This is a genomic window from Streptomyces sp. NBC_00637, from assembly GCF_045161545.1.
Taxonomy (GTDB): Bacteria; Actinomycetota; Actinomycetes; order Streptomycetales; family Streptomycetaceae; genus Streptomyces.
Window position 1 is genome coordinate 4,458,941 of record NZ_CP109046.1, and the last position, 23,213, is coordinate 4,482,153.

A 23,213-nucleotide genomic window follows, 5' to 3' on the forward strand; every position below is an offset into this window, starting at 1 on the left:
GCCCCGTTTCACCAACCCGAAAGATCCCAGGCAATGTCTTCTGTGTCTGATCAGTCCCCTACGGCGACGGGCAGTGCTTCCGGTGCGTCCTACGCGGCCGCCGGAGTCGACATCGAGGCGGGCGACCGCGCCGTCGAGCTGATGAAGGAGTGGGTGAGGAAGACGCAGCGCCCCGAGGTCCTCGGCGGCCTCGGCGGCTTCGCCGGCCTCTTCGACGCCTCCGCCCTCAAGCGTTTCGAGCGCCCGCTGCTCGCCTCCGCCACGGACGGCGTCGGCACCAAGGTCGACGTCGCCCGTCAGCTCGGTGTGTACGACACCATCGGTCACGACCTGGTCGCCATGGTCATGGACGACATCGTGGTGTGCGGCGCCGAACCGCTGTTCATGACCGACTACATCTGCGTCGGCAAGGTCCACCCCGAGCGGGTCGCCGCCATCGTCAAGGGCATCGCCGAGGGCTGTGTGCTCGCCGGCTGCGCCCTGGTCGGCGGCGAGACGGCCGAGCACCCGGGTCTGCTGGGCGAGGACGACTTCGACGTGGCCGGCGCCGGTACGGGCGTCGTGGAGGCCGACCGGCTGCTCGGCCCGGATCGTATCCGCACGGGTGACACGGTGATCGCCATGGCGGCCTCCGGCCTCCACTCGAACGGGTACTCCCTGGTCCGGCACGTCCTGCTCAAGCAGGCCGGGCTGTCCCTGGAGGCGCGGATCGACGAACTGGGCCGCACCCTCGGCGAAGAGCTCTTGGAGCCCACCAAGATCTACTCGCTGGACTGTCTGGCGCTCACCCGCACGACGGACGTCCACGCCTTCTCGCACATCACCGGCGGAGGCCTCGCGGCCAACCTGGCCCGGGTGATCCCGGACGGGCTGCACGCCGTCGTGGAGCGCTCCACCTGGACCCCGGCCCCGATCTTCGACCTGGTCGGCAGGACCGGCTCCGTGGAGCGCCTGGAGCTGGAGAAGACGCTGAACATGGGCGTCGGCATGATGGCGATCGTGCCCGAGGAGTCGACGGACGTGGCCCTGGCGACGCTCGCGGACCGCGGCGTGGAGGCCTGGGTCGCCGGTGAGATCACCGAACGCGGCGAGCACCCGACCGGCGCGGAGCTGGTCGGGGACTACGCCGGCTGAGAACCGGGCGGGCCCGGCACCGGACGGGCCCGTGACCGTACGGACAGCACAAGACCCGGTCGGTGACCGAAGTCACCGACCGGGCGGGTGCTCAGTACAAGGTCAAGCGCCGCGACGGTGTTGCGAGGAGTCCTCGCCGTCATCCTCGTCGTCGTCCCCGTACAGCTCGGCGTACCGTGCGTACGGGTCGTCGTCTTGCTCATCGTCATCGTCATCGTCCTCGAATGGCTCACCATTCGGCGGAATATTCGATGGCGATGCGCCCAGCTCTTCGGCCAGGCGTGAGAGATCTGTCCCGCCGCTGTTGTACTTCAGCTGGCGGGCGACCTTCGCTTGCTTGGCCTTGGCCCGGCCGCGCCCCATGGCTCGACCCCCTCAACGACGGGGCTCGACGGCCCCAGGTTGACACGCGTTCATGATCCAGAACGGCCTCTCCGTGGAGAGCCCGCCGTAGGGCTCCCACGGTACCTGAGCCCACGCCCGTACGGTACGTCGCCCGTAGCACGCGCGTGTGCGCAGCACCTTGGGGTTGCCCCGTCCTCGCTGGTCAGTGGCGATTTTAACCACTTATCGGCGGCCGACCCGCCGGGAAGGGTGAGAGTTCTCTCCAACTTTCCACCCGGCGGTACCGCCGAAACCCGCGGACGGGTCGCCGCGGAGCCCTACGCGAGGGTCACCAGCCGCGCGCCTGAGCGGCCTCATGCATCCGCTGCTCGGCGATCCTGTCGGCCGCAGCGGCCGGCGGAATCCCGTCCGCCTTCGCACGAGCGAAGATGGCGAGCGTGGTGTCGAAGATCTTCGCCGCCTTCGCCTTGCACCGCTCGAAGTCGAAGCCGTGCAGTTCGTCGGCGACCTGGATGACGCCGCCGGCGTTCACCACGTAGTCCGGCGCGTAGAGGATCCCGCGGTCGGCGAGGTCCTTCTCCACACCCGGGTGGGCGAGCTGGTTGTTGGCCGCGCCGCAGACGATCTTGGCCGTCAGCACCGGCACGGAGTCGTCGCTCAGCGCACCGCCGAGCGCGCACGGCGCGTAGATGTCGAGCCCGTCGGTCCGGATCAGCCGCTCGGTATCGGCGACCACGCCCACCGAGGGGTGCTTGTCGGCGATCCGCCGGACGGCTTCCCGGCGCACGTCCGTGATCACGACCCGGGCGCCTTCCGCCAGCAGGTGTTCCACCAGGTGGTGGCCGACCTTGCCGACGCCCGCGATCCCGACCGTACGGCCCCGCAGCGACGGGTCGCCCCACAGATGCTGGGCGGAGGCCCGCATGCCCTGGTAGACGCCGAAGGCGGTCAGCACGGACGAGTCGCCCGCCCCGCCGTTCTCCGGCGAGCGCCCGGTCGTCCAGCGGCACTCGCGCGCCACGACGTCCATGTCGGCGACGTAGGTGCCGACGTCGCAGGCGGTCACGTACCGCCCGCCGAGCGAGGCCACGAACCGGCCGTACGCGAGCAGCAGCGCTTCGGTCTTGATGGTGTCGGGATCGCCGATGATCACGGCCTTGCCGCCGCCGTGGTCCAGACCGGCCATGGCGTTCTTGTACGACATCCCGCGCGCGAGGTTCAGCGCGTCGGCGACGGCCTCCGCCTCGGTCGCGTACGGGTAGAAGCGGGTACCGCCGAGGGCGGGGCCCAGCGCGGTGGAGTGGAGGGCGATGACGGCCTTGAGGCCGCTGGCGCGGTCCTGGCAGAGCACGACTTGCTCATGACCGCCCTGATCCGAGTGGAACAGGGTGTGCAGTACATCAGCAGGTGCGCCGGAAACGTCGGTCACTGTGGTGACTCCCGGGTATCGAGCGGCGATCGGGACGCAGGCACCGTAAGGGTGGCGGGGCCTGTGGACTGAGAGTAGAGCCTGCGTGGCGCGCCGATCCCGTGGTGTGGGGGATCACCTTCTCCCGGAGTACCGCCGTGGGACGATTCACGGGGTTTCCCGATCGGCCGAAGGGGGAGGGAGCAGGCGTGCCCAAGGTGTCCTCGGTGATCGTTCCGTACGCGGTCTATCTGCGCGTGTACGAGCCGCTGGCCGCCTTCCCCGAGCCCGAGCGCACCCACTGGGCGCGCTACGCCGACCGCTCCGACCTCCCCTCCTACCAGGACGAACTGCGCCGTTCCCTGGCCGACCTGCTGCCCACCCCACCGGTCGCGGTGCCGGTGCACGAGAGCGGTGACGCTTTCCTGGCCCGGGTGGACGGGGCGCTCTGCGTCTGCCCCTGGCGCACCCGGCTGCGCGGCTGGCTGGCCCTGGCGGACCTGGACGAGGAGCTGCCCCGGCCGGTCCTGGACGCGGCGCTGCCCGAGGTAGTGCGTCTTGAGGCCGCCAAGGACCACGAGCGGTGGCTGGAAAGCCACCCCGACGCCCGCCCCTGGATCCGTACGGCCGTCTGGCAGGTGCCGCTGAACTGGTTCGTCCTCGTCTCCGACGAGGAGCGGGAGTACGAGAAGGGGACGGCGGAGGTGGCGCCCGTGCTGCGCTACCGCACACCGATGGTGCAGGCGCGGCGGCGGGTGGCCCGGTCGCTGCGGACGCTGAAGGACGCCATGGACGAGGGGCCCCTCATCGAGGGCCTGCTGGACGTGGGGCGCTGGCTCGAGGAATTCCACCCGCGTTCGCTGGTGGAACTGGATTACGGCGGTCTGGTGCACGTGCTGCCCGCCGGTGATCTCGAGGACGATCACTCGGCCAGGGACGTGGCCGAGGGCATCGAGGCGCTGCGGATCGGGGACGGCGCGGCGGCGGGCGAGGCCTATGGGCGGCTCGTGGAGCGGTGGCGGTCGGCACGCGAGCGGCGTTCGGCGAACTGACGGCCGCCGCAGGTCCGCGAGCCGTCGGCGCCGCGGACTCGCTGTGAACTGACGATGTGACAGACGCGACAGCGCTTTCATTAGTGACGTACGTCACGGCCGTGAAGCAGTGGAACAGCGTACGGTCAACCGCACTTCACGGAACTGACGGGACGTAGGTCCCGATCCGGGCTTATGTCGCAAGGGTGATGGAACGCACGTACACGGCCCTTGCGTCGCTTGCCCCTCCTCGTGCCAAAATAGGACAAGGAGTCCGGGGAGGGCTCCGTCCGCCTGCTTATGTTCCACTGTGGGGGGAAATCTCAGCATTGCAGCGCTTTGGGGGGTCTGGTGCCTCCTGATCGTCCTGTGACTGATCGTCACAGTGGCGTGACTGTCCGCTATGGCATGGTCCATCGGCTTCCGTCGCCGATGAACACCTGGGGGGCAATTCCATCGGTTTGGCCGACGCGGCTGGACAGATGGTGTAGTTGTAGTGCCGAGGACAAGCCGTTCGTCCTATAACCGACTCGACTCGCGTCCGCCATTTCGGGCAACGCGGGTCAAGGTGCAGAATTTAGAGGAAAGAACCGAGAAGGTTCGGTTCTCCCGAGGAGGCCGCTCATGACCGCTCGCACCCCTGATGCTGAGCCGCTGCTGACCCCGGCTGAGGTCGCCACCATGTTCCGCGTCGACCCTAAGACGGTCACGCGGTGGGCGAAGGCCGGCAAGCTCACGTCGATTCGTACGCTCGGCGGACACCGCCGTTATCGCGAGGCCGAGGTTCGCGCACTGCTTGCGGGTATCCCGCAGCAGCGCAGCGAGGCCTGACAAGTGAATAACCGGGCAACACGTCAGGTCCCCCAACCTGTTCGGACGCCCGAAACCTAGCTGCAAGCGACGTGGGTCCTGCCCCAACAGGCCCCTCGCCCACCGGGAACGTCGTCGATCGCGCTGGACTCCGCCGAGTCCGGCGCGATCTTTTTTGTGCGCTTGAGACGGCTCGGGAGCGCTCGGCGAGTCGTATCAGGTGGCTCTGTGAGCGGGCTTGTCGGAGTCTGGGGAGGCTCTGGGAGGGTTCCTGGGGGCATCCTCCGGAGTGGTGCAATTGCACATATAAAATTGACCAGTTGTAGGAGCCTGGTAAGAACCCGGGTTTTGAAAACTCATGCCGTGACACCCGTCACATGCCAGGGGCCTTGTTGCCCCTGACTCGTGTGCGCTAGAGGAGGCTCGCGTTCCAGCGCCCCACGCGGGTACGGCCGTTGGCGGTCGGGGTGCCGTCGAGTGCGGGCGCGCGTACGAACGCGAGCGCGGGTGCGGCCGGCGGACGTGAGGGCGCGGTTCACGCCGTCGAGGGGCTCTCGCCCTCCGCGGCCCCCTCGGGGGCCTGTGTGCCCCGTGGGGCGCCGTCCATCGCCAGGCGCAGTAAGCGGTGGCAGATCGGGCAGTGGCGGGTCAGATGCCGGTAAGGGGTCGCGGCCGACAGGTGTGCGCGAAGCAGAGCCCGCGTCTCGTGCCTGACCGATGCCGCCATGCCCCACCTCCGTCCGGGCCGCGCGGGAACGGGCCCTGGCTTCTGGGGTACCGGCGGAACGTGGCGGCGTCAAGAGACCGGCGGACAACGTCCACAGACCGACGCGAAGAGCCCGGATCCGAGGATCCGGGCTCCGGTCGGGGAACGAGTGAGGCCCGCGTCCCTCGACGGGAAGCGGGCCTCACTCGTTCACTGCGGTCCTGACGGGATTTGAACCCGCGGCCTCCACCTTGACAGGGTGGCGAGCACTCCAAACTGCTCCACAGGACCAGGTTTTGCGGCACTTGATGTTGCGTTGCGCTGCGAGAAGGACTGTACAGGAGGGTGAGCCCGCCGGTCGAACTCACCCTCCGTGCGGGTGCCGTTACGGCGCCAGCGCGTCGATCGCCTTCACGATCCGCTTGTCGGAGACGGGGTACGCCGTGCCCAACGCGTGGGCGAAATAGCTGACCCGGAGCTCCTCGATCATCCAGCGGACGTCCAGGACCTGCTGGGGAACCGGCCGGCCCGGCGGCAGCTGCTCCAGCAGCCACGCGTACTCGTCCTGCATCTCGTGGACCTTCTCCATGCGGCTGGTGTCCCGCTGGACGCCGGTCGGCATCTGCTGGAGTCGTCGGTCCGCGGCCACCAGGTAGCGCATGAGGTCGGGCAGCCGGCGCAGCCCCGCCCACGTCACGAAGCCGGGCTTCACGAGGGCGTCCAGCTGTTTCCGTACGTCCGCCAGGTTCGCGAGCAGCACGGGGCTGCGCACGCCCTTCAGACGGCGCTCACAGGCCTGCCAGGCGGCCAATACCTGCTGCACCTGTCCGACCGTCCGCACCGTCGTGTCGACGATCTCCGCGCGGACCTTGTCGTAGAGCTTCCGGTACGACTCCTCGTCCCAGGCCGGACCGCCGAAGTCGGCGATGAGCCGGTCCGCCGCCGCCATCGCGCAGTCGTCGAACAGCGCCTGGATCGAACCGTGCGGATTCGCGGACAGCGCGAGCTTCTGGGCGTTCGTCAGCTTCTCGGATGCGAACTTTGCCGGGTTGACCGGGATGGTGCGCAGGATCAGCCGGCGCGTGCCCTTCCACATCGCCTCCGCCTGCTCCGCCTCCGTGTCGAACAGGCGCACGGACACCGTGTCCCCGTCGTCGACGAGCGCCGGATAGGCCTTCACCGGCTGGCCCGCGCGGCGGGTCTCGAAGACCCGGGCGAGCGTGCCGATCGTCCAGTCCGTCAGGCCCGAACGCTCCAGGGACTCGCCGCCCTGCCGTTCGGCGATGGCAGCGGCCGCCTGCGAGATGGCCTGCCGCGCCTTCGGTTTCAGCCGGAGCTTCAGGGTCTCCAGGTCCTTGTCCTCGGCCAGCTTGCGGCGCCGCTCGTCGACGATCCGGAAGGTGATCCGCAGGTGGTCGGGGAGCCGCGACCAGTCGAAGTCGTCGGCCTCGAACGGGACGCCGACCATGCGCTTCAGCTCACGCGCCATGGTCGTGGTGAGCGGCTCCTGGAGGGGCCCCGCCTGGTCCAGGAAACGCTTCGCGAAGTTCGGCGCCGGTACGTAGTGGCGGCGGATCGGCTTGGGGAGGGAACGGATCAGCTCCGTGACGACCTCCTCGCGCAGACCCGGGATCTGCCAGTCGAAGCCCTCGTCCGTGACCTGGTTGAGGACCTGGAGCGGGATGTGGACGGTCACACCGTCCGCGTCCGCGCCCGGCTCGAACTGGTAGGTCACCCGGAACTTCAGCTGACCCTGCCGCCAGGAGTCCGGATAGTCGGCCTTGGTGACCGCCTCCGCCGACTCCCGGATGAGCATCTCCCGCTCGAAGTCCAGGTGGTCGGGCTGCTCGTGCCGCTTGTGCTTCCACCACGAGTCGAAGTGCGCGCCGGACACGACGTGTTCGGGCACCCGCTGGTCGTAGAAGTCGAACAGCGTCTCGTCGTCCACCACGATGTCCCGGCGCCGGGCACGGTGCTCCAGCGCCTCGACCTCGCCGAGGAGCCGGCGGTTGTCGGCGAAGAACTTGTGGTGGGTGCGCCAGTCGCCCTCGACCAGCGCGTTGCGGATGAACAGGTCGCGGGAGGTCTCCGGGTCGATCCGGCCGTAGTTGACCTTCCGCTGGGCGATGATCGGGACGCCGTACAACGTCACCTTCTCGTCCGCCATCACGGCGGCCTGGTCCTTCTCCCAGCGCGGCTCGCTGTACGTCCGCTTGAGCAGGTGCCCGGCGAGCGGCTCGACCCACTCCGGTTCGATCTTCGCGTTGACGCGGGCCCACAGACGGCTCGTCTCCACCAGTTCGGCGGACATCACGAAGCGCGGCTGCTTCTTGAAGAGGGACGACCCCGGGAAGATCGCGAACTTGGCGCTGCGCGCGCCCAGATACTCGTTCTTGTTGCCGTCCTTCACATCCTTCATGCCGATGTGCGACAGCAGACCGGCGAGGAGCGAGACATGGACACTCTGCTCGGGCGCGTCGTCCTCGTTCAGATGGATGCCCATCTGCTTGGCGACCGTGCGGAGCTGTGTGTAGATGTCCTGCCACTCGCGGATGCGCAGGAAGTTCAGGTACTCCTGCTTGCACATCCGGCGGAAGGACGACGAGCCGCGCTCGCGCTGCTGCTCGCGGACGTACCGCCAGAGGTTGAGATAGGCGAGGAAGTCGCTGGTCTCGTCCTTGAAGCGGGCGTGCTGCTGGTCGGCCTGGGTCTGCTTGTCGGCCGGGCGCTCGCGCGGGTCCTGGATGGACAGCGCGGCGGCTATCACCATGACCTCGCGCACACAGCCGTTCTTGTCGGCCTCCAGGACCATCCGGGCGAGGCGCGGGTCGACGGGCAGCTGGGCCAGCTTGCGGCCGGTCTGGGTGAGCCGGCGGCGGGGGTCCTTCTCGGACGGGTCCAGCGCGTTCAGTTCCTGGAGCAGCTGCACGCCGTCGCGGATGTTGCGGTGGTCCGGCGGGTCGATGAAGGGGAACTTCTCGATGTCGCCGAGGCCGGCCGCGGTCATCTGGAGGATGACGCTCGCCAGGTTCGTACGGAGGATCTCCGCGTCCGTGAACTCCGGGCGCGCGAGGAAGTCGTCCTCGTCGTACAGCCGGATGCAGATGCCGTCGCTGGTCCGGCCGCAGCGGCCTTTGCGCTGGTTGGCGCTGGCCTGCGAGATCGCCTCGATGGGCAGACGCTGGACCTTGGTGCGGTGGCTGTAGCGGCTGATGCGGGCGAAGCCGGGGTCGATGACGTACTTGATGCCCGGGACGGTCAGGGACGTCTCGGCCACGTTCGTCGCCAGAACGATCCTGCGGCCCGTGTGCTGCTGGAAGACCCGGTGCTGCTCGGCGTGCGAGAGCCGGGCGTAGAGGGGCAGCACTTCCGTGAAGCGGTACTTCTTCTTCTCCAGCGCGTCGGCCGTGTCCCGGATCTCCCGCTCACCGGAGAGGAAGACGAGGATGTCGCCCTTGCCCTCGCCCATCAGCTCTTCCACGGCGTCGGTGATCGCGGTGATCTGGTCGCGGTCGACGTCCTCGGAGTCCTCTTCCAGGAGGGGCCGGTAACGGACCTCCACCGGGTACGTCCGCCCGCTGACCTCGACGATCGGCGCTTCGCCGAAGTGCCGGGAGAAGCGCTCCGGATCGATGGTCGCCGAGGTGATGACGACCTTGAGGTCCGGGCGGCGCGGCAGCAGCTGGGCGAGGTAGCCGAGCAGGAAGTCGATGTTGAGGGACCGCTCGTGGGCCTCGTCGATGATGATCGTGTCGTACGCGCGCAGCTCACGGTCGGTCTGGATCTCCGCGAGGAGGATGCCGTCCGTCATCAGCTTCACGAAGGTGGCGTCCGGGTTCACCTGGTCGGTGAACCGCACCTTCCAGCCCACGGCCTCGCCCAGGGGCGTGGCGAGTTCCTCCGCGACCCGCTCGGCGACGGTGCGGGCGGCGATCCGCCGGGGCTGCGTGTGCCCGATCATGCCGCGGACGCCACGCCCCAGCTCGAGACAGATCTTGGGGATCTGGGTGGTCTTGCCGGACCCGGTCTCACCGGCGACGATGACGACCTGGTGATCACGGATGGCGGCCGCGATCTCGTCCTTCTTCTGGCTGACCGGGAGCTGCTCGGGGTACGAGACGACCGGTACCCGGCCGCGTCGCAGCGCCATGCGCTCCTCGACCTGCGCGACCTCCGCCTCGATCTCGGAGAGCACGGCGGCACGGGCCTCCGGCTTGCGGATCTTGCGCGCGCCTTCGAGCCTGCGCCCGAGCCGGTGCGCGTCGCGCAGTGACAGCTCGGTCAGGCGGGGGGCGAGGTCGCCGAGGGCGGGAGTGCCCGGAGCGGAGGCGCCGGGAGTGGGGTGCGTAGACATACGCGATCCAGGATCTCATCTCGGCGAAAGAAGGGGCGAGTGCTTTTGGACCGCCTCGTCCTCCGCGCAGCGACGAAAACCCCCACCGGTCACCCGGAGGGGGTTTTTCGTTCTTGTGGCTGGGGCCGGGGTCGAACCGGCGACCTATCGCTTTTCAGGCGATCGCTCGTACCAACTGAGCTACCCAGCCACGAGGTTTCACGTGAAACCTCAGCGGTCCTGACGGGATTTGAACCCGCGGCCTCCACCTTGACAGGGTGGCGAGCACTCCAAACTGCTCCACAGGACCAAGCTGTTGTGTACGACAGTGTCGCACACGGTGTTGCGTGCCCCCAACGGGATTCGAACCCGTGCTACCGCCTTGAAAGGGCGGCGTCCTAGGCCGCTAGACGATGAGGGCTATCGGCCCGCCTGGGCGCTTCTCAGCGCGTCGGGGACGTCATGAGCATATGGGATGGCGGGGGGTATCGCCAAAACGGTTTACGGGCCCGTCCTGGAGGGGGTTCCGGAGGGACTCGCGGAGGGGCCGACGGACGGGCCGAGCGGCGGGCTGGGGGAGGGAGTCGGGGAGGGGCTCGGGGACGGTACGGCTCCGGGCAGGTTCTCCTTCGGCAGATGGCGGCTGACCTCGGCCGTCGTCAGGCCCAGGCCGCCGAGTTTGATCTCGTCCCAGGCCTGGAGGCGGCGGGTGTCGCGGTCGAAGTACAGGATCGACGCCTCGATGGGGTCCGGGTACTTGCCCTCGACGGCACGCAGACCGCTGCCGCCCGTCGAGCCTTCGACGCGCAGCCGGGTGCCCTTCTTCATGACCTCCATGTCCTCGTGGTGGAGATGGCCGGCCAGGACGAGAGGCACCTCGCCGTCCGTTCCCCGGGCGGCGGAGGGCTCGTGGGCGATGGCCACGTCCGCCGGGGTGCCGGCGGTCCGCTGCGCGCGCAGGGCCTCGGCCAGCCGGGCGCCCGCCGCCTCCTGGGACTCCTCGGCGCCCGGCGCGGAGGAGCGGTCGGGGGTGAACTGGGGGTCGCCGACACCCGCGAAGCGCAGCCCGGCGAGGGTGACCGCGCGGCCGTCGTCGAGGACGTGCACGTTCTTCATGCCCTCCAGATAGCGCTGGGTGACGAGCGAGTCGTGGTTGCCCCTGACCCAGACGTACGGCGCGCCCAGCGTGGCGATGGGGTCCAGGAAGCCGTTCTCCGCCGCCGAACCGTGGTCCATCGTGTCGCCGGAGTCGACGATGACATCGACCTTGTACTGCTCCACGAGCGAGGCGATGATCTTCCAGCTCGCGGGGTTCAGGTGGATGTCGGACACGTGCAGGACGCGGACCGTGGTCGGGTCCGGCTGGAACGCGGGGAGCGTGGAGGTGACGTCGTAGAGCTTGGTCACGTTGGTGACCAGGCGGGCGAGTTCCTGCTGGTAGACGTCGAACTCGGTGACGATGCTGCGCGCGTTGCCGACGAGCGAGGGCGCGGAGGACAGCAGGCCCGAGAACCGTGGTTCCAGCACCGACTTGGGGTTCCAGGTGGCGTACGCGGTCGCGCCCGAGGCGGCCAGCAGGGCGAAGGCGAGACCGCCGGCGGCCAGCGCGCGGCGGGGGCGGCGGTAGACGGCGAGGCCCAGCGCGGTGGCGCCGGAGACGACGGCCACGCAGGAGCGGAGCGCGAGGTCGAGAGTGCCGTGCTCGATGTCACGGGCGACCTCGTCCTGGAGGCCGGAGAGACGTTCGGGGTGGTCGACGAGGGCCTGGGAGCGCTCGGGGTCGAGCTGGTCGACGTTCACGTCGAGGCGGACCGGGGCGATGTGGCTGTCCAGGCTGAGCGCGCCGAGCGGGGAGATGTTGATCTTCGTGCCGCCGGTGACGGACGGGCGCAGGGTCATCGTCGTGTTCATGGGGCCGACGGACACGCGGACGTCCCCGACGATCAGCAGGCCGAGCCAGGCGCCGATGAGGACGACTCCGGTGAGGCCGAGAGCGCGGATCCAGGGGTTGGGCCGGGCGGCGAGTTCGGGGACCGGGTTGCCGCGCCCGGCGGGCCGGGGACGCTTGAGGACTGTCAGGACTGCGGTGGGGAGACGGGCGCGGACCATTGGTGCCCTATGCCCCGGTCCGGGCTTCGGTATGCGGTCGGTTCGTGACCTCCCCCGGCCGCGTCGTACCGGACAATGGGCCTGTGCTGGAGATGACGCGCGAGGAGTTCGAGGAACTGGTCGCCGAGGCGCTGGACCGGATTCCGCCGGAGTTGACGCGGCTGATGGACAACGTCGCGGTGTTCGTCGAGGACGAGCCGGCGGCGGACGATCCCGAGCTGCTCGGGCTGTACGAGGGGACCCCGCTGACGGACCGCGGGGAGTGGTACGCCGGTGTGCTGCCGGACCGGATCACGATCTACCGGGGGCCGACCCTGCGGATGTGCAAGACGCGGGAGGAGGTCGTCGCGGAGACGGAGGTCACGGTGGTGCACGAGATCGCCCACCACTTCGGCATCGACGACGCGCGGCTGCACGCCCTCGGCTACGGCTGAGCCGTACGGCACAGGAGCGCGCGTCGGCGCGTGTCCTCTTGCGGGCGCCGGGAGTTGGACAGGTCGACTCCCTGTGTCTGCCCCGGAGGTGGCCCCGTGCGCCCCTTGTACGTACCCGTTCGTCTGGCCGCGACGGTCATGGCCGTCGCCGCGGCCGCCGGCTGTATGAGCGTGGGGCACGAGAAGGGCGGCCGGGCCGAACCGTCTCACTCGGCGGGGCAGCGGGGCGGTGAGGCCCCCGGTGGCGTCTCCGCGGGCGCGGGGGGCGGCTCCGGGCCGGGCGCGGCGGGCGGCGACGGCAAGCACGCGCACGGGAAGGGCGGCAAGGCCGGCGCGAGCGCCTCGGCGTCGGCCTCGGCTCCGCCGTCGGCGGGCGGGAGCGCGCCGGCCTCGGCGGGGGCGGTACGGCCGGGGAAGAGCGAGCGGCCGGGGGCGCCGACGCCCACCGGGGCACAGCCGCCCGCGCCCACGCGCTCGCCGGATCCGGAACCGCCCGCGCCCACGCCGGAGCCGCCGTCGCCCACGCCGGAGCCGACGGTCGCCGAGCCGTCGGCCTCGGCGCACGAGGACGACGGCGGGGCGGCGGCGCAGCTGGCGGACCGGGAACCGGAACCTGAGCCGGAGGCGGGCGAGCCCGCCTAGGAAACCCTCCGGCTCGGGTCCGAAGAGGCTGCTGAGCTGGGGTGATGAGGCCCGGTTTGCCTTCGGTGGCCAGGGTGCTTATAGTGGTAGATCGTTTGATCCCATTTGCCCGGCGCCACCGCAGAGCGCGCCGTGTGGCGCGTTCTCTCCCTTGCCGTGGCTGACCGCATAGAGGCGGTCGTAGCGCAATGCGAACACGGAGTTGACGGGCGCGTGCCGACTTGAGACTCCGGAAGGTTTCGCATTCGCATGTCCATTTCCAGTACTGATCACTCCGTCGTGTCCGAGAACAACGACGAGCCGATCACCCTCGAGGCGATCGCGGTCACCGAGACCGTCGAGGCCGCAGAGGCCGTCGTCGAGGCCGTCGAGGCCGTCATCGAGACGCCCGAGGCCCCCGAACTCACCTTCGCCGACCTCGGGCTGCCCGAGGGCGTCGTGCGCAAGCTCGCGCAGAACGGCGTGACCGCCCCCTTCCCGATCCAGGCCGCGACCATCCCGGACGCCCTGGCCGGCAAGGACATCCTCGGCCGTGGCCGCACCGGCTCCGGCAAGACCCTCTCCTTCGGTCTGCCGCTGCTGTCGTCGCTGTCCGGCGGCCACACCGACAAGAAGAAGCCCCGCGGCATCATCCTCACGCCGACGCGTGAGCTCGCGATGCAGGTCGCGGACGCGCTTCAGCCCTACGGCGACGTCCTCGGCCTGAAGATGAAGGTCGTCTGCGGCGGTACGTCCATGAGCAACCAGATGTACGCCCTGGAGCGCGGCGTCGACGTCCTCGTCGCCACCCCGGGCCGCCTGCGTGACCTCATCAACCGCGGCGCCTGCTCGCTCGAGAACGTCCAGGTCGCCGTCCTCGACGAGGCCGACCAGATGTCCGACCTGGGCTTCCTGCCCGAGGTCACCGAGCTGCTCGACCAGATCCCCGGCGGCGGCCAGCGCATGCTGTTCTCGGCCACGATGGAGAACGAGATCTCCACGCTGGTCAAGCGCTACCTGAGCAACCCCGTCACGCACGAGGTCGACAGCGCCCAGGGCAACGTGACGACCATGTCGCACCACATCCTGATCGTGAAGCCCAAGGACAAGGCGCCGGTCACCGCCGCGATCGCCTCCCGCAAGGGCCGCACGATCATCTTCGTCCGCACCCAGCTCGGCGCCGACCGTATCGCCGAGCAGCTCTGCGACTCCGGTGTGAAGGCCGACGCGCTGCACGGCGGTATGACGCAGGGCGCGCGCACCCGCGTGCTCGAGGACTTCAAGAAGGGCTACGTCAACGCGCTCGTCGCGACCGACGTGGCCGCCCGCGGCATCCACGTCGACGGCATCGACCTGGTGCTCAACGTCGACCCGGCCGGCGACCACAAGGACTACCTGCACCGCGCGGGCCGCACCGCCCGGGCCGGCCGCACCGGCACGGTCGTCTCCCTGTCGCTGCCGCACCAGCGCCGCCAGATCTTCCGGCTGATGGAGGACGCGGGCGTCGACGCCGGGCGTCACATCATCCAGGGCGGCGCCGCCTTCGAGCCGGAGGTCGCCGAGATCACCGGCGCCCGGTCGATGACCGAGGTCCAGGCCGAGTCCGCGGGCAACGCGGCGCAGCAGGCCGAGCGTGAGGTCTCCGAGCTCACCAAGGAGCTGGAGCGTGCGCAGCGGCGCGCGACCGAGCTGCGCGAGGAGGCCGACCGTCTGGTGGCCCGCGTGGCGCGCGAGCGTGGCGAGGACCCGGAGGCGGCCGTCGTCGCGGCCGCCGAGGCGGTCGTCGAGCAGAACACCGTGACGGAGGCGCCGGCCGAGGCCGCGGTCTCCGAGCAGCCCGCGTACGAGCAGCCGCGGCAGCGCCGTGACGAGCGGGGCAACTACGAGCGCCGTGACGACCGTCGCGACGACCGTGGCGGCCGCTCCTTCGAGCGCCGTGACAACGACCGTGGCGGCTTCAACCGCGACCGTCGGGACGGAGAGCGCGGCGGGTTCCGTCGCGACGACCGCCGTGACGACCGCGGTGGCCGCTCCTTCGAGCGTCGTGACGACCGCGGTGGCTTCAACCGCGACCGTCGTGACGACCGTGGCGGCGCCGGCCGTGACGACCGTGGCGGCCGCTCCTTCGAGCGCCGTGACGACCGTCCCTCGGGCGGCGGTTTCAACCGTGACCGTCGTGACGAGCGTCCCTCCGGTGGTTTCCGCCGCGACGACCGTCCCTCGGGCGGCGGCTTCAACCGTGACCGTCGTGACGAGCGTCCCTCCGGTGGTTTCCGCCGCGACGACCGTCCCTCGGGCGGGTTCAACCGCGACGACCGTCCCTCGGGCGGCGGTTTCAACCGCGACCGTCGCGACGAGCGTCCCTCCACCCACCGTGGCAGCGACCGTCCGTTCAACCGTGACCGCCGTGACGACCGCCCGGGCTTCCGCTCCGGCGGCCACGACCGCCCGTTCGGCCGTCGCGACGACCACCGTGGCACCGGCTCCGGCTCCGGCACGGCCGGTCGTCGTGACGACAAGCCGCGCTGGAAGCGCAACGGCTGACGTCACCTCATGTGAGTGAACGCCGTGGCCCCCACCGAACACCGGTGGGGGCCACGGCGTTTTCGTGCGTCCGCACCCGCCGACGTCGGTCGCCGGAGCGGCAAGGGCACTTTCTGGCCAAGTTGTGACGTGTGTCACGCCCTCGGCATGGGAATTGCTGGGGGCATGACAGATGACGGCACAGTGGGTCGGCCGGCTCCCGGGAAACTCTCGGACGAAGAGCTGCTGGCCCAGCTCGGTTACACCCAGGTCCTCGCCCGCCGCATGTCGGCGTTCTCCAACTACGCGGTCTCCTTCACGATCATCTCGGTCCTGTCGGGCTGCCTGACGCTGTACCTGTTCGGCATGAACACGGGCGGCCCGGCGGTGATGATCTGGGGCTGGGTCGCCGTGGGGCTGATGACCCTGTTCGTCGGCCTGTCCATGGCCGAGATCTGTTCGGCCTACCCGACGTCGGCGGGCCTGTACTTCTGGGCGCACCGGCTGGCGCCCCCGCGATCGGCGGCGGCCTGGGCCTGGTTCACGGGCTGGTTCAACGTGCTGGGCCAGGTGGCGGTGACCGCGGGAATCGACTTCGGGGCCGCGTCCTTCCTCGGCGCCTACCTGAACCTCCAGTTCGACTTCGAGGTGACACCCGGCCGGACGGTCCTGCTCTTCGCCGGGATCCTGGTGCTGCACGGCCTGCTGAACACCTTCGGGGTGCGGATCGTCGCCCTCCTCAACAGCGTGAGCGTGTGGTGGCACGTGCTGGGCGTGGGCGTCATCGTCGGGGCGCTGGCCTTCGTCCCCGACAAGCACCAGTCGACGTCCTTCGTGTTCGGCGAGTTCGTGAACAACACCGGCTGGGGCAGCGGGGTGTACGTCGTCCTGCTGGGCCTGCTGATGGCCCAGTACACCTTCACCGGGTACGACGCTTCCGCCCACATGACCGAGGAGACGCACGACGCGTCCACCGCGGGCCCGAAGGGCATCGTGCAGTCCATCTGGACCTCGTGGATCGCGGGCTTCGTCCTGCTGCTCGGCTTCACGTACGCCATCCAGTCCTACGACGCCGCGCTCGCCTCCCCGACCGGCGCGCCGCCCGCCCAGATCCTGCTCGACGCGCTCGGCGCGACCGCCGGCAAGCTGCTGCTGCTCGTGGTGATCGGCGCCCAGCTGTTCTGCGGGATGGCGTCGGTGACCGCCAACAGCCGCATGATCTACGCCTTCTCGAGGGACGGCGCGCTGCCGTACTCGCACATCTGGCACACGGTCAGCCCGCGCACCCGCACGCCCGTCGCGGCGGTCTGGCTGGCCGCCGGCGGCGCGCTGGTGCTGGGCCTGCCGTACCTGATCAACGTGACCGCGTACGCGGCCGTCACCTCGATCGCTGTCATCGGTCTCTACATCGCGTACGTCATCCCGACCCTGCTGCGCGTGCGCAAGGGCGAGTCCTTCGCGCGGGGACCGTGGCACCTGGGCCGCTGGTCGAAGGTGATCGGCGTGGTGTCGGTGGCGTGGGTGGTCGTCATCACCGTCCTGTTCATGCTGCCCCAGGTCTCCCCGGTCACCTGGGAGACCTTCAACTACGCCCCGGTCGCCGTCCTCGTGGTGCTGGGATTCGCGGGGGTGTGGTGGCAGGTCTCCGCACGGAACTGGTTCCTCAACCCCGAGCACGAACGGACCATCGCCCGCGAGGCGTCACGGGCGGGGGCGCCCGCCGAACTGCCCGACCCGTGACCGAACTCGATCGCTTCACGTCGTCCGGCGCGCCCGTGTCTCCGATACCCGATCGGAGACACGGCCACGTCCGGCTATGCTCGGGGAGGCAACATCGCCTGGGCCCTTAGCTCAATTGGCAGAGCAGTGGACTTTTAATCCATTGGTTGTGGGTTCGAGTCCCACAGGGCCTACCGGTGACGGGGCGGGGGACATCCCGTTCCGGCCTGTGAAGCAGCGCCCGGTCGACTTCGGTCGACCCGGGCGCTGCTTCCGTTTCGCGCGTGAGGGGGCGTGCGGGGCGTCAGTGGTCGGAGTAGCTGAAGTCCCCGACGGTCCAGGCGCTGACGTCCTCGATCGCGACGCGGTACATCCCGCCCGTCTCGGGGATCCCCACCGTGCCCTGGAGGATCCGGGCGACATGGAAGTGCAGATGTGTGGGCGGCCCGTCCCTCTTCACGGGGGTGTCGAAGACGGCGGAGAACTCGCCCAGGCGGGCGGAGTCCGTCAGCACCTCCGACACGCGCTGCCGCCACGTGGCTTCGGGAGCCAGTCGACCGGTGATGACAGCACCACCGGTGACGACGGTCAGGGGCATCTGATTGCTCTGCTCGGATTCCACGAGGGCGGCGATGTCAACGATCAGCTCGTCAGGCTTCGGCATGAGATCGGATTCTATGCACCGACCCGTCCTGGGCCGAGCGACGGGGATACCTCATCGCCGAGCACCCCAAAATCTGTTCTTGTCAGAGTAGACATTGGGAGCTCCTCCGCCTATGGTTTCTCTCGTAACGGAGATCGACCAAGGCCGGGCAGACACGAACTGCCGGGCACAGCAGGTGCATGACGCTACGGCGGTGGAGTGTCGAAGCCAGGTGGTTGCAGGACGGCGACGGGACTGACGGCCGGGCCGGGCGGCCCGCAGTGATGAGGGGACGCCGCGAGTGGAACCGCGGTCGACGCGGTGGCAGTACCCGCAGTGCCGCAGCCGGTGCAGCGCCAGGACCGGCGGGCGGTGGTGCGATTCCTCAGGGGCCCCGGTGTCGTAGGACACCGGGGCCCCTGACGTGTGCGGAGACGAGGCGAGTGAACAGATCGATGTTCATTCGAACATGGGCGTGGTAGAAATGTCGTCATGGATGTCGCAGACCGTCTCGACCTGACCCTCCGCCTCGTCCAGGGGCACGGCCAGGACCAAGGACAGGCGCGGGTCTCCGTCGCCGAGCTCGCGCAGCGGCTCGGGGTCTCGGAGATGACCGTGCGCCGGGACCTGGACGTGCTGGAGCGGCAGGGGCTGGTGCGGCGGGTGCACGGTGGGGCCGTCCCCGGGCGCCCGCGCGAGGAGGGTGGCGGCTTCGAGGCCCGGCAGGCATGGCAGACGGCGACGAAGGACCGGCTCGGCGCGGCCGTCGCCGGACTCGTCGAGCCGGGGTCACGGGTGCTGCTGGACGCCGGGACCACGACCGTGCACGTGGCGGAACACCTCGCCGCGCGGGGCCCGTTGACCGTCGCCGTGCTCAGTCTCCAGGCGGCGCTGCGGCTGGCCGACCGGCCCGGCATCGACCTGCTGGTCGTCGGCGGCCGGTCCCGCCCGGGTGAGCGGTCCCTCGTCGGACCGCTGGCCCTGCGCACCCTCGAGTCTCTGGCCTTCGACGTGTTCGTGATGTCGATCGGCGGGGTGCACGCCACGCACGGCTGGTCGGAGTTCTCCCTCGAGGACGCGGCAGTGAAGCAGGTCGGGCTCGGCCAGGCGGCCCGTACGGTCGCCGTCGCCGACGCCACCAAGCTGGGCGTGCGCGCGTTCAGCCAGGTCGCCCCCCTCGACGCCGTGCACTCCTTCGTCACCGACGCCGCCGCGGCGGACCCCGCCACCCATCCGGGCGGCCCGCAGACCCTGGACGCCCTGCGCGACGCCGGCGTCGAGACCCGGCTGGCCTGAACCCGCCCCGGCCCGAACCGCCCCAGGAGACCCCGTGAAACCGCTGATGATCCTCGTCGCCGGCCCGTACCGTTCGGGCACCGGCGACGACCCCGCGAAGCTCGCGGCCAACGTGAGGGCCATGAACGAGACCGCCCTCGTCCTCTTCCGCGCCGGGCACCTGCCCGTCACCGGTGAGGCGCTCGCGCTGCCCCTGCTGGAGACGGCGGGCGGCGCCGCCCCCGGCGACCCGCTCTTCGACGAGCTCTTCCACCCCGTCGCCGAACGCCTGCTGGACCGCTGCGACGCGGTCCTGCGCGTCGGCGGTCCGTCACCGGGTGCGGACCGGATGGCCGAGCGGGCCCGGGCCCAGGGCAAACCGGTCTACGCCGACCTCGCCGACGTTCCCGACGCCCGCACCGCCGACGCCACCGACCCCCTCCCCGAAGGCCGCCGATGACCGAGCACGTCGACACCCCGCCCGCCCCCGCGCCCGGCACTCCCGGCATCCCCGGCATCGACGTCCCCGACCCCCGCGGCCGTACCGGACTGGACCGCCACGGACGCGACCTCACCGGCAACGACCGGGTCCGCGTCGTGGACGTCGAGGTCCTCGCCTGCGACTGGTCCGTCCTGCGCCGCACCACCTTCGACTACCGGCACAGCGACGGCCACTGGAGCCGCGAACAGCGCGAGACGTACGACAGGGGCGACGGCGCCACGATCCTGCTCTACGACGCCGAGCGCCGTACCGTCCTGCTCACCCGGCAGTTCCGGCTGCCCGCATACGTCAACGGGCATCCGGACGGCATGCTGCTGGAGACGGCCGCCGGGCTGCTGGACGGCGACGACCCGCGCGAGGCGATCCGCCGCGAGGCGGCCGAGGAGACCGGACGGGCGGTGCACGACGTCGAGCACGTCTTCGACGCGTTCATGAGCCCCGGTTCGGTCACCGAGCGCCTCGCCTTCTTCGCCGCCCCCTACGACGCCTCCGTCCCCGGCGCTGACACGGCGGGCGTGGCGGCCGAGGGCGAGGACATCGCCGTCGTCGAACTCCCCTTCGCCGAGGCCCTCGACCTCGTCCGCTCCGGCGCGATCGCGGACGCGAAGACCATCATGCTGCTCCAATGGGCCGCGCTGGACGGCCCGTTCGGGGCGTCGGCGGTCAGCCCACGCTCAGCTCGGTGAGGTCGGCGAGCGGCAGCGTGTGCTGGGTCTGGAGGACCTTCGCGCGCAGGTAGCGGACGTTGTGCGGGGTCGTGAAGACGCCGGTCGGGACACGGTTCTGGACGTCGATGCCCAGGCCCCGCAACTGGTCCGCCTTGTCGGGGTTGTTGGACAGCAGGTCCAGGCTCGTGACGCCCAGGGCGCGCAGCATCTGGGCGGCGGCCGTGTAGTCCCGGTCGTCCTCGGGCAGGCCGAGCGCGGCGTTCGCCTCGTAGGTGTCCAGGCCCTGGTCCTGGAGGGCGTACGCGTCGAGCTTGTTGTAGAGGCCGATGCCGCGGCCCTCCTGGCGGAGGTAGAGCAGGACGCCGCCGGTCCCGGCGATGCGCTCGACGGCCTCGCGCAGTTGGGGCCCGCAGTCGCAGCGGGCGGAGCCGAAGACGTCGCCGGTCAGGCACTCGGAGTGCAGCCGGACCAGGGGGGTGGCGCCGGGCGCCGGCTCGCCGAGGACGACGGCGACGTGCTCCTGGCCGTCGGAGAGGCCGTGGAAGGTGACCAGTTCGGCGTCGACGGAGTAGCCGTCGGGGAAGCGCAGCGGTACCCGGACGCGGGCGCGCGGGGTGGCGGCGGGGGTGTCGGGCATGCGGGCTCCCGGGTCCGGAGGACGGTGACAAGGCGGCGCCGGGCCACCTTGTGCTTCAGATTTGAAGCAGATCCAACGAGTCGAGACCCTACCCCATGCTTTAAATTTGAAGCAACTGGTTTGCGATGCCCCACATGCCCCCTCACTGCTCGCCGCTCACGGACTCGGGGGGCTCACCGGCGCATGGGCTCATCGGCTCAGGGGCCCATGGGTTTACGGATTCGCGGTCACGGGGGGCTCGTGGTCACGGGGTTCCGGAGCAGGGTGACGAGCGTCGGCGCCACGGGAGGTCCTCCGGGGCCGTCTCGCCGCCGTCGTCCCCCTGGAACCCGCGTGCGACCTGCGTGAAGATCTCCTCCAGCTGTCCCACCTGCTCGGGGGTGAGCCGGTCGAACAGGGCCGTGCGGACCGTCTCGACATGGCCGGGCGCCACGTTCTCCAGCACCGTCATACCCTCGTCCGTCAGGACCGCGACGCTGCCGCGCTTGTCCCACGCGCAGTCCTCGCGCCGCACCAGCCCGTCCTTCTCCAGCCGGGACACCGCGTAGGTCAGCCGGCTGCGGGTGATCTTCAGCCGCTCCGCGAGGTCGGTCATCCGCAGCCGCCGTTCGGGCAGGTCGGAGAGGTTGGCGAGGATGGAGTAGTACAGATGGGGCATGCCGGCCTCCTGCTGGAGCTGCCGGTCGATCGCGTCGTCGAGGAGGAGGTAACCGGCGACAAACGCGCGCCAGGCGCGTTGCTCCTCGGGGGTGAGCCAGCGAGTCGTCATACACCCAGTGTAGGTTTGTTTCAAACTTGAACCAAGTCCGGCCGCCAGGCCGCTGTCGAACCGTTGTCGGACCGCCGTCCAACCGTCGTCCAACCATCGTTCCGACGCCGACCAACCGCCGTCGGACCGAGCCCGGGGAGCCGCGTCGATGCCGTACCCGTACGTCCTGCTGTCCGCCGCCGTCTCCCTCGACGGCTACCTGGACGACACCACGCCCGAGCGCCTGCTCCTCTCCGGCCGCGCCGACTTCGACCGTGTCGACGAGGTACGGGCCTCCGTCGACGCCATTCTCATCGGCGCCGGCACCATCCGCGCCGACAACCCCCGGCTCCTCGTGAACTCCCCCGAGCGCCGCGCCGCCCGGGTGGCCGCCGGGCTGCCGCCGTACCCCCTCAAGGTCACCGTCAGCGGCTCCGGCGAACTGGACCCGGCGGCGAACTTCTGGCACACGGGTGGCGAGAAGGTCGTGTACACGACGGACAAGGGCGCCGAGCGGGTGCGCGCGCTCGGTATCGCCGCGGACGCCGTCCCGCTCGGCCCCGCACTGGACTGGCGCCGCCTCCTCGAACACCTCCACGACGTGCGCGGCGTACGGCGGCTCATGGTCGAGGGCGGGGGAACCGTCCACACCCAGCTGCTCCGGCAGGGTCTCGCCGACGAACTCCAGCTGGTCCTCGCCCCGCTGTTCGTCGGCGACCCGGCCGCGCCCCGCCTCTTCGGCCCGGGCGGCTACCAGGGCGGACGGCTGCGCCTGGTGGAGACCCGGCGCATCGAGGACGTCGTCCTGAACCGCTACGAGCCCACCGCCCCCGGCGCCGGGCCGCTGCCGGCCGCGGCCGACCGGCACTGGCTGGCGCTCGCCTGCGCGCTCGCGGCCGACTGTCCACCGTCGCGGACCGCTTTCAGCGTCGGCGCCGTGATCGTGGCCTCCGACGGCACCGAACTGGCGCGCGGCCACTCCCGCGAGGCCGGCGACCCGGTCGTGCACGCCGAGGAGGCAGCCCTCGCGAAGCTCGACCCCGCCGACCCCCGGCTGCCCACGGCCACCGTCTACAGCAGCCTCGAACCGTGCGCCCGCCGCTCCTCCCGTCCGGCCCCCTGCGCCCGCCTCATCCTCGACGCGGGAGTGCGCCGGGTGGTCACGGCCTGGCGCGAGCCGGACACCTTCGTCACGGAGGCGGACGGCACCGGTCTGCTGACGGCCCAGGGCGTCGACGTCCTCGTGCTCCCCGAGTACGAGGAGCGGGCGAAGGGGCCGAACCGGCACCTCCTCTGAGGCCGCCGGGGCGCCGTGGATCAACCGATGTGCTTTCCGTCCCGCTGATGGCGTACAGTTGTGTTCATCGCCGCGGGGTGGAGCAGCTCGGTAGCTCGCTGGGCTCATAACCCAGAGGTCGCAGGTTCAAATCCTGTCCCCGCTACTGATAAGTCGAAGGCCGGAATCCGAAAGGGTTCCGGCCTTCGGTGCGTTCCCCGACGCGTCCCTCACTCCGGGTGACCGGACGACCGCCCTGCGCATAACAACTGAGTCACCATCAAAGCTCCT

19 protein-coding genes and 6 tRNA genes are annotated in these 23,213 nt (G+C 70.3%); 13 read left to right on the plus strand and 12 right to left on the minus strand.

Features of this window, described 5'->3' with window-relative positions; all coding sequences use genetic code 11:
• Nucleotides 1-42 precede the first annotated feature (42 nt).
• Nucleotides 43-1,134, plus strand: a complete 1,092-nt coding sequence (purM, locus tag OG440_RS19570) for a phosphoribosylformylglycinamidine cyclo-ligase (RefSeq protein ID WP_406008099.1) — start codon at nucleotides 43-45, stop codon at nucleotides 1,132-1,134.
• Nucleotides 1,135-1,236: 102 nt separating this feature from the next.
• Here purM and OG440_RS19575 read toward each other — a convergent pair whose 3' ends face one another.
• Together OG440_RS19575 and OG440_RS19580 are read right to left on the minus strand one after the other, a co-directional pair.
• Nucleotides 1,237-1,497, minus strand: coding sequence for a DUF3073 domain-containing protein (locus OG440_RS19575; RefSeq protein WP_020131270.1), 261 nt, complete (start codon nucleotides 1,495-1,497; stop codon nucleotides 1,237-1,239).
• A 310-nt stretch (nucleotides 1,498-1,807) separates the two neighbouring features.
• Nucleotides 1,808-2,908, minus strand: a complete 1,101-nt coding sequence (locus tag OG440_RS19580) for a Leu/Phe/Val dehydrogenase (protein ID WP_406008100.1) — start codon at nucleotides 2,906-2,908, stop codon at nucleotides 1,808-1,810.
• A gap of 188 nt (nucleotides 2,909-3,096) precedes the next feature.
• Between OG440_RS19580 and OG440_RS19585 the strand changes: the two genes are divergently transcribed.
• The gene (locus OG440_RS19585; RefSeq protein WP_406008101.1) at nucleotides 3,097-3,939 is read left to right on the plus strand and encodes a hypothetical protein; all 843 of its coding nucleotides are present in this window, start codon (nucleotides 3,097-3,099) and stop codon (nucleotides 3,937-3,939) included.
• Nucleotides 3,940-4,542: 603 nt separating this feature from the next.
• Nucleotides 4,543-4,749, plus strand: coding sequence for a developmental transcriptional regulator BldC (bldC, locus tag OG440_RS19590; RefSeq protein WP_003949541.1), 207 nt, complete (start codon nucleotides 4,543-4,545; stop codon nucleotides 4,747-4,749).
• Nucleotides 4,750-5,263: 514 nt separating this feature from the next.
• On the opposite strand, the gene OG440_RS19595 is transcribed toward bldC, so the two are convergent.
• The 7 genes from OG440_RS19595 to OG440_RS19625 form a co-directional block, all read right to left on the minus strand.
• On the minus strand, nucleotides 5,264-5,455 hold the full coding sequence (locus tag OG440_RS19595) for a DUF6274 family protein (RefSeq protein ID WP_406008102.1): 192 nt from the start codon (nucleotides 5,453-5,455) through the stop codon (nucleotides 5,264-5,266).
• Between the two features lie 195 nt (nucleotides 5,456-5,650).
• Nucleotides 5,651-5,725, minus strand: a tRNA-Asp gene (locus tag OG440_RS19600).
• 94 nt (nucleotides 5,726-5,819) lie between these two features.
• Complete coding sequence (hrpA, locus tag OG440_RS19605) at nucleotides 5,820-9,788, minus strand: ATP-dependent RNA helicase HrpA (protein WP_406008103.1); 3,969 nt, start codon at nucleotides 9,786-9,788, stop codon at nucleotides 5,820-5,822.
• Between the two features lie 116 nt (nucleotides 9,789-9,904).
• Nucleotides 9,905-9,978: transfer RNA gene (locus tag OG440_RS19610), tRNA-Phe, on the minus strand.
• Between the two features lie 24 nt (nucleotides 9,979-10,002).
• Nucleotides 10,003-10,077 (minus strand) — tRNA-Asp (locus tag OG440_RS19615).
• 38 nt (nucleotides 10,078-10,115) lie between these two features.
• A tRNA-Glu gene (locus tag OG440_RS19620) sits at nucleotides 10,116-10,188 on the minus strand.
• A gap of 80 nt (nucleotides 10,189-10,268) precedes the next feature.
• A complete protein-coding gene (locus OG440_RS19625; protein ID WP_406008104.1) occupies nucleotides 10,269-11,876 on the minus strand; it encodes a metallophosphoesterase in 1,608 nt (535 codons plus the stop codon).
• A gap of 83 nt (nucleotides 11,877-11,959) precedes the next feature.
• Between OG440_RS19625 and OG440_RS19630 the strand changes: the two genes are divergently transcribed.
• The 5 genes from OG440_RS19630 (at nucleotide 11,960) to OG440_RS19650 (ending at nucleotide 17,367) form a co-directional block, all read left to right on the plus strand.
• On the plus strand, nucleotides 11,960-12,310 hold the full coding sequence (locus OG440_RS19630) for a metallopeptidase family protein (protein ID WP_216377826.1): 351 nt from the start codon (nucleotides 11,960-11,962) through the stop codon (nucleotides 12,308-12,310).
• Between the two features lie 96 nt (nucleotides 12,311-12,406).
• A complete protein-coding gene (locus OG440_RS19635) occupies nucleotides 12,407-12,952 on the plus strand; it encodes a hypothetical protein (protein WP_406008105.1) in 546 nt (181 codons plus the stop codon).
• Nucleotides 12,953-13,201: 249 nt separating this feature from the next.
• Nucleotides 13,202-15,475 carry a DEAD/DEAH box helicase gene (locus tag OG440_RS19640; RefSeq protein ID WP_406008106.1) on the plus strand — a complete coding sequence of 758 codons (2,274 nt, stop codon included), beginning with the start codon at nucleotides 13,202-13,204 and terminating at the stop codon, nucleotides 15,473-15,475.
• A gap of 165 nt (nucleotides 15,476-15,640) precedes the next feature.
• Nucleotides 15,641-17,194: an amino acid permease gene (locus OG440_RS19645; protein WP_406008107.1), complete on the plus strand. Its 1,554-nt coding sequence runs from the start codon at nucleotides 15,641-15,643 to the stop codon at nucleotides 17,192-17,194.
• 100 nt (nucleotides 17,195-17,294) lie between these two features.
• A tRNA-Lys gene (locus OG440_RS19650) sits at nucleotides 17,295-17,367 on the plus strand.
• Nucleotides 17,368-17,477: 110 nt separating this feature from the next.
• On the opposite strand, the gene OG440_RS19655 is transcribed toward OG440_RS19650, so the two are convergent.
• Nucleotides 17,478-17,837, minus strand: a complete 360-nt coding sequence (locus OG440_RS19655) for a hypothetical protein (protein WP_406008108.1) — start codon at nucleotides 17,835-17,837, stop codon at nucleotides 17,478-17,480.
• A 471-nt stretch (nucleotides 17,838-18,308) separates the two neighbouring features.
• Here OG440_RS19655 and OG440_RS19660 point away from each other — a divergent pair, with 471 nt between their 5' ends.
• From OG440_RS19660 to OG440_RS19670, 3 genes are read left to right on the plus strand one after another with little or no spacing between them, the layout of a single operon-like run.
• Nucleotides 18,309-19,112, plus strand: coding sequence for a DeoR/GlpR family DNA-binding transcription regulator (locus OG440_RS19660; RefSeq protein WP_406008109.1), 804 nt, complete (start codon nucleotides 18,309-18,311; stop codon nucleotides 19,110-19,112).
• A gap of 46 nt (nucleotides 19,113-19,158) precedes the next feature.
• Nucleotides 19,159-19,551: a DUF4406 domain-containing protein gene (locus OG440_RS19665; protein WP_406011397.1), complete on the plus strand. Its 393-nt coding sequence runs from the start codon at nucleotides 19,159-19,161 to the stop codon at nucleotides 19,549-19,551.
• Nucleotides 19,548-20,279 (plus strand): NUDIX domain-containing protein, encoded by a 732-nt coding sequence (locus OG440_RS19670; RefSeq protein WP_406008110.1) that lies wholly within the window; start codon nucleotides 19,548-19,550, stop codon nucleotides 20,277-20,279. Before OG440_RS19665 ends, OG440_RS19670 begins: the two co-directional genes overlap by 4 nt.
• On the opposite strand, the gene ribA is transcribed toward OG440_RS19670, so the two are convergent.
• Together ribA and OG440_RS19680 are read right to left on the minus strand one after the other, a co-directional pair.
• The gene (gene ribA, locus OG440_RS19675; RefSeq protein WP_406008111.1) at nucleotides 20,257-20,898 is read right to left on the minus strand and encodes a GTP cyclohydrolase II; all 642 of its coding nucleotides are present in this window, start codon (nucleotides 20,896-20,898) and stop codon (nucleotides 20,257-20,259) included. The genes OG440_RS19670 and ribA overlap by 23 nt on opposite strands.
• A gap of 244 nt (nucleotides 20,899-21,142) precedes the next feature.
• A complete protein-coding gene (locus tag OG440_RS19680) occupies nucleotides 21,143-21,667 on the minus strand; it encodes a MarR family winged helix-turn-helix transcriptional regulator (RefSeq protein ID WP_406008112.1) in 525 nt (174 codons plus the stop codon).
• A 148-nt stretch (nucleotides 21,668-21,815) separates the two neighbouring features.
• On the opposite strand from OG440_RS19680, the gene OG440_RS19685 reads away from it, so the two are divergent.
• A complete protein-coding gene (locus tag OG440_RS19685; protein WP_406008113.1) occupies nucleotides 21,816-22,943 on the plus strand; it encodes a dihydrofolate reductase family protein in 1,128 nt (375 codons plus the stop codon).
• Between the two features lie 71 nt (nucleotides 22,944-23,014).
• A tRNA-Met gene (locus tag OG440_RS19690) sits at nucleotides 23,015-23,088 on the plus strand.
• The last annotated feature ends 125 nt before the right edge of the window (nucleotides 23,089-23,213 follow it).

Bases quoted from the DNA above. Each gene is read 5' to 3' on its own strand.
- OG440_RS19645 (WP_406008107.1), top strand. From the start codon at position 15,641: ATGACAGATGACGGCACAGTGGGTCGGCCGGCTCCCGGGAAACTCTCG.
- ribA (WP_406008111.1), bottom strand. From the start codon at position 20,898: ATGCCCGACACCCCCGCCGCCACCCCGCGCGCCCGCGTCCGGGTACCG.
- OG440_RS19680 (WP_406008112.1), bottom strand. From the start codon at position 21,667: ATGACGACTCGCTGGCTCACCCCCGAGGAGCAACGCGCCTGGCGCGCG.
- OG440_RS19660 (WP_406008109.1), top strand. From the start codon at position 18,309: ATGGATGTCGCAGACCGTCTCGACCTGACCCTCCGCCTCGTCCAGGGG.
- hrpA (WP_406008103.1), bottom strand. From the start codon at position 9,788: ATGTCTACGCACCCCACTCCCGGCGCCTCCGCTCCGGGCACTCCCGCC.
- OG440_RS19575 (WP_020131270.1), bottom strand. From the start codon at position 1,497: ATGGGGCGCGGCCGGGCCAAGGCCAAGCAAGCGAAGGTCGCCCGCCAG.
- OG440_RS19665 (WP_406011397.1), top strand. From the start codon at position 19,159: ATGATCCTCGTCGCCGGCCCGTACCGTTCGGGCACCGGCGACGACCCC.
- OG440_RS19625 (WP_406008104.1), bottom strand. From the start codon at position 11,876: ATGGTCCGCGCCCGTCTCCCCACCGCAGTCCTGACAGTCCTCAAGCGT.
- OG440_RS19685 (WP_406008113.1), top strand. From the start codon at position 21,816: ATGCCGTACCCGTACGTCCTGCTGTCCGCCGCCGTCTCCCTCGACGGC.
- OG440_RS19595 (WP_406008102.1), bottom strand. From the start codon at position 5,455: ATGGCGGCATCGGTCAGGCACGAGACGCGGGCTCTGCTTCGCGCACAC.
- OG440_RS19670 (WP_406008110.1), top strand. From the start codon at position 19,548: ATGACCGAGCACGTCGACACCCCGCCCGCCCCCGCGCCCGGCACTCCC.
- OG440_RS19640 (WP_406008106.1), top strand. From the start codon at position 13,202: ATGTCCATTTCCAGTACTGATCACTCCGTCGTGTCCGAGAACAACGAC.
- bldC (WP_003949541.1), top strand. From the start codon at position 4,543: ATGACCGCTCGCACCCCTGATGCTGAGCCGCTGCTGACCCCGGCTGAG.
- OG440_RS19655 (WP_406008108.1), bottom strand. From the start codon at position 17,837: ATGCCGAAGCCTGACGAGCTGATCGTTGACATCGCCGCCCTCGTGGAA.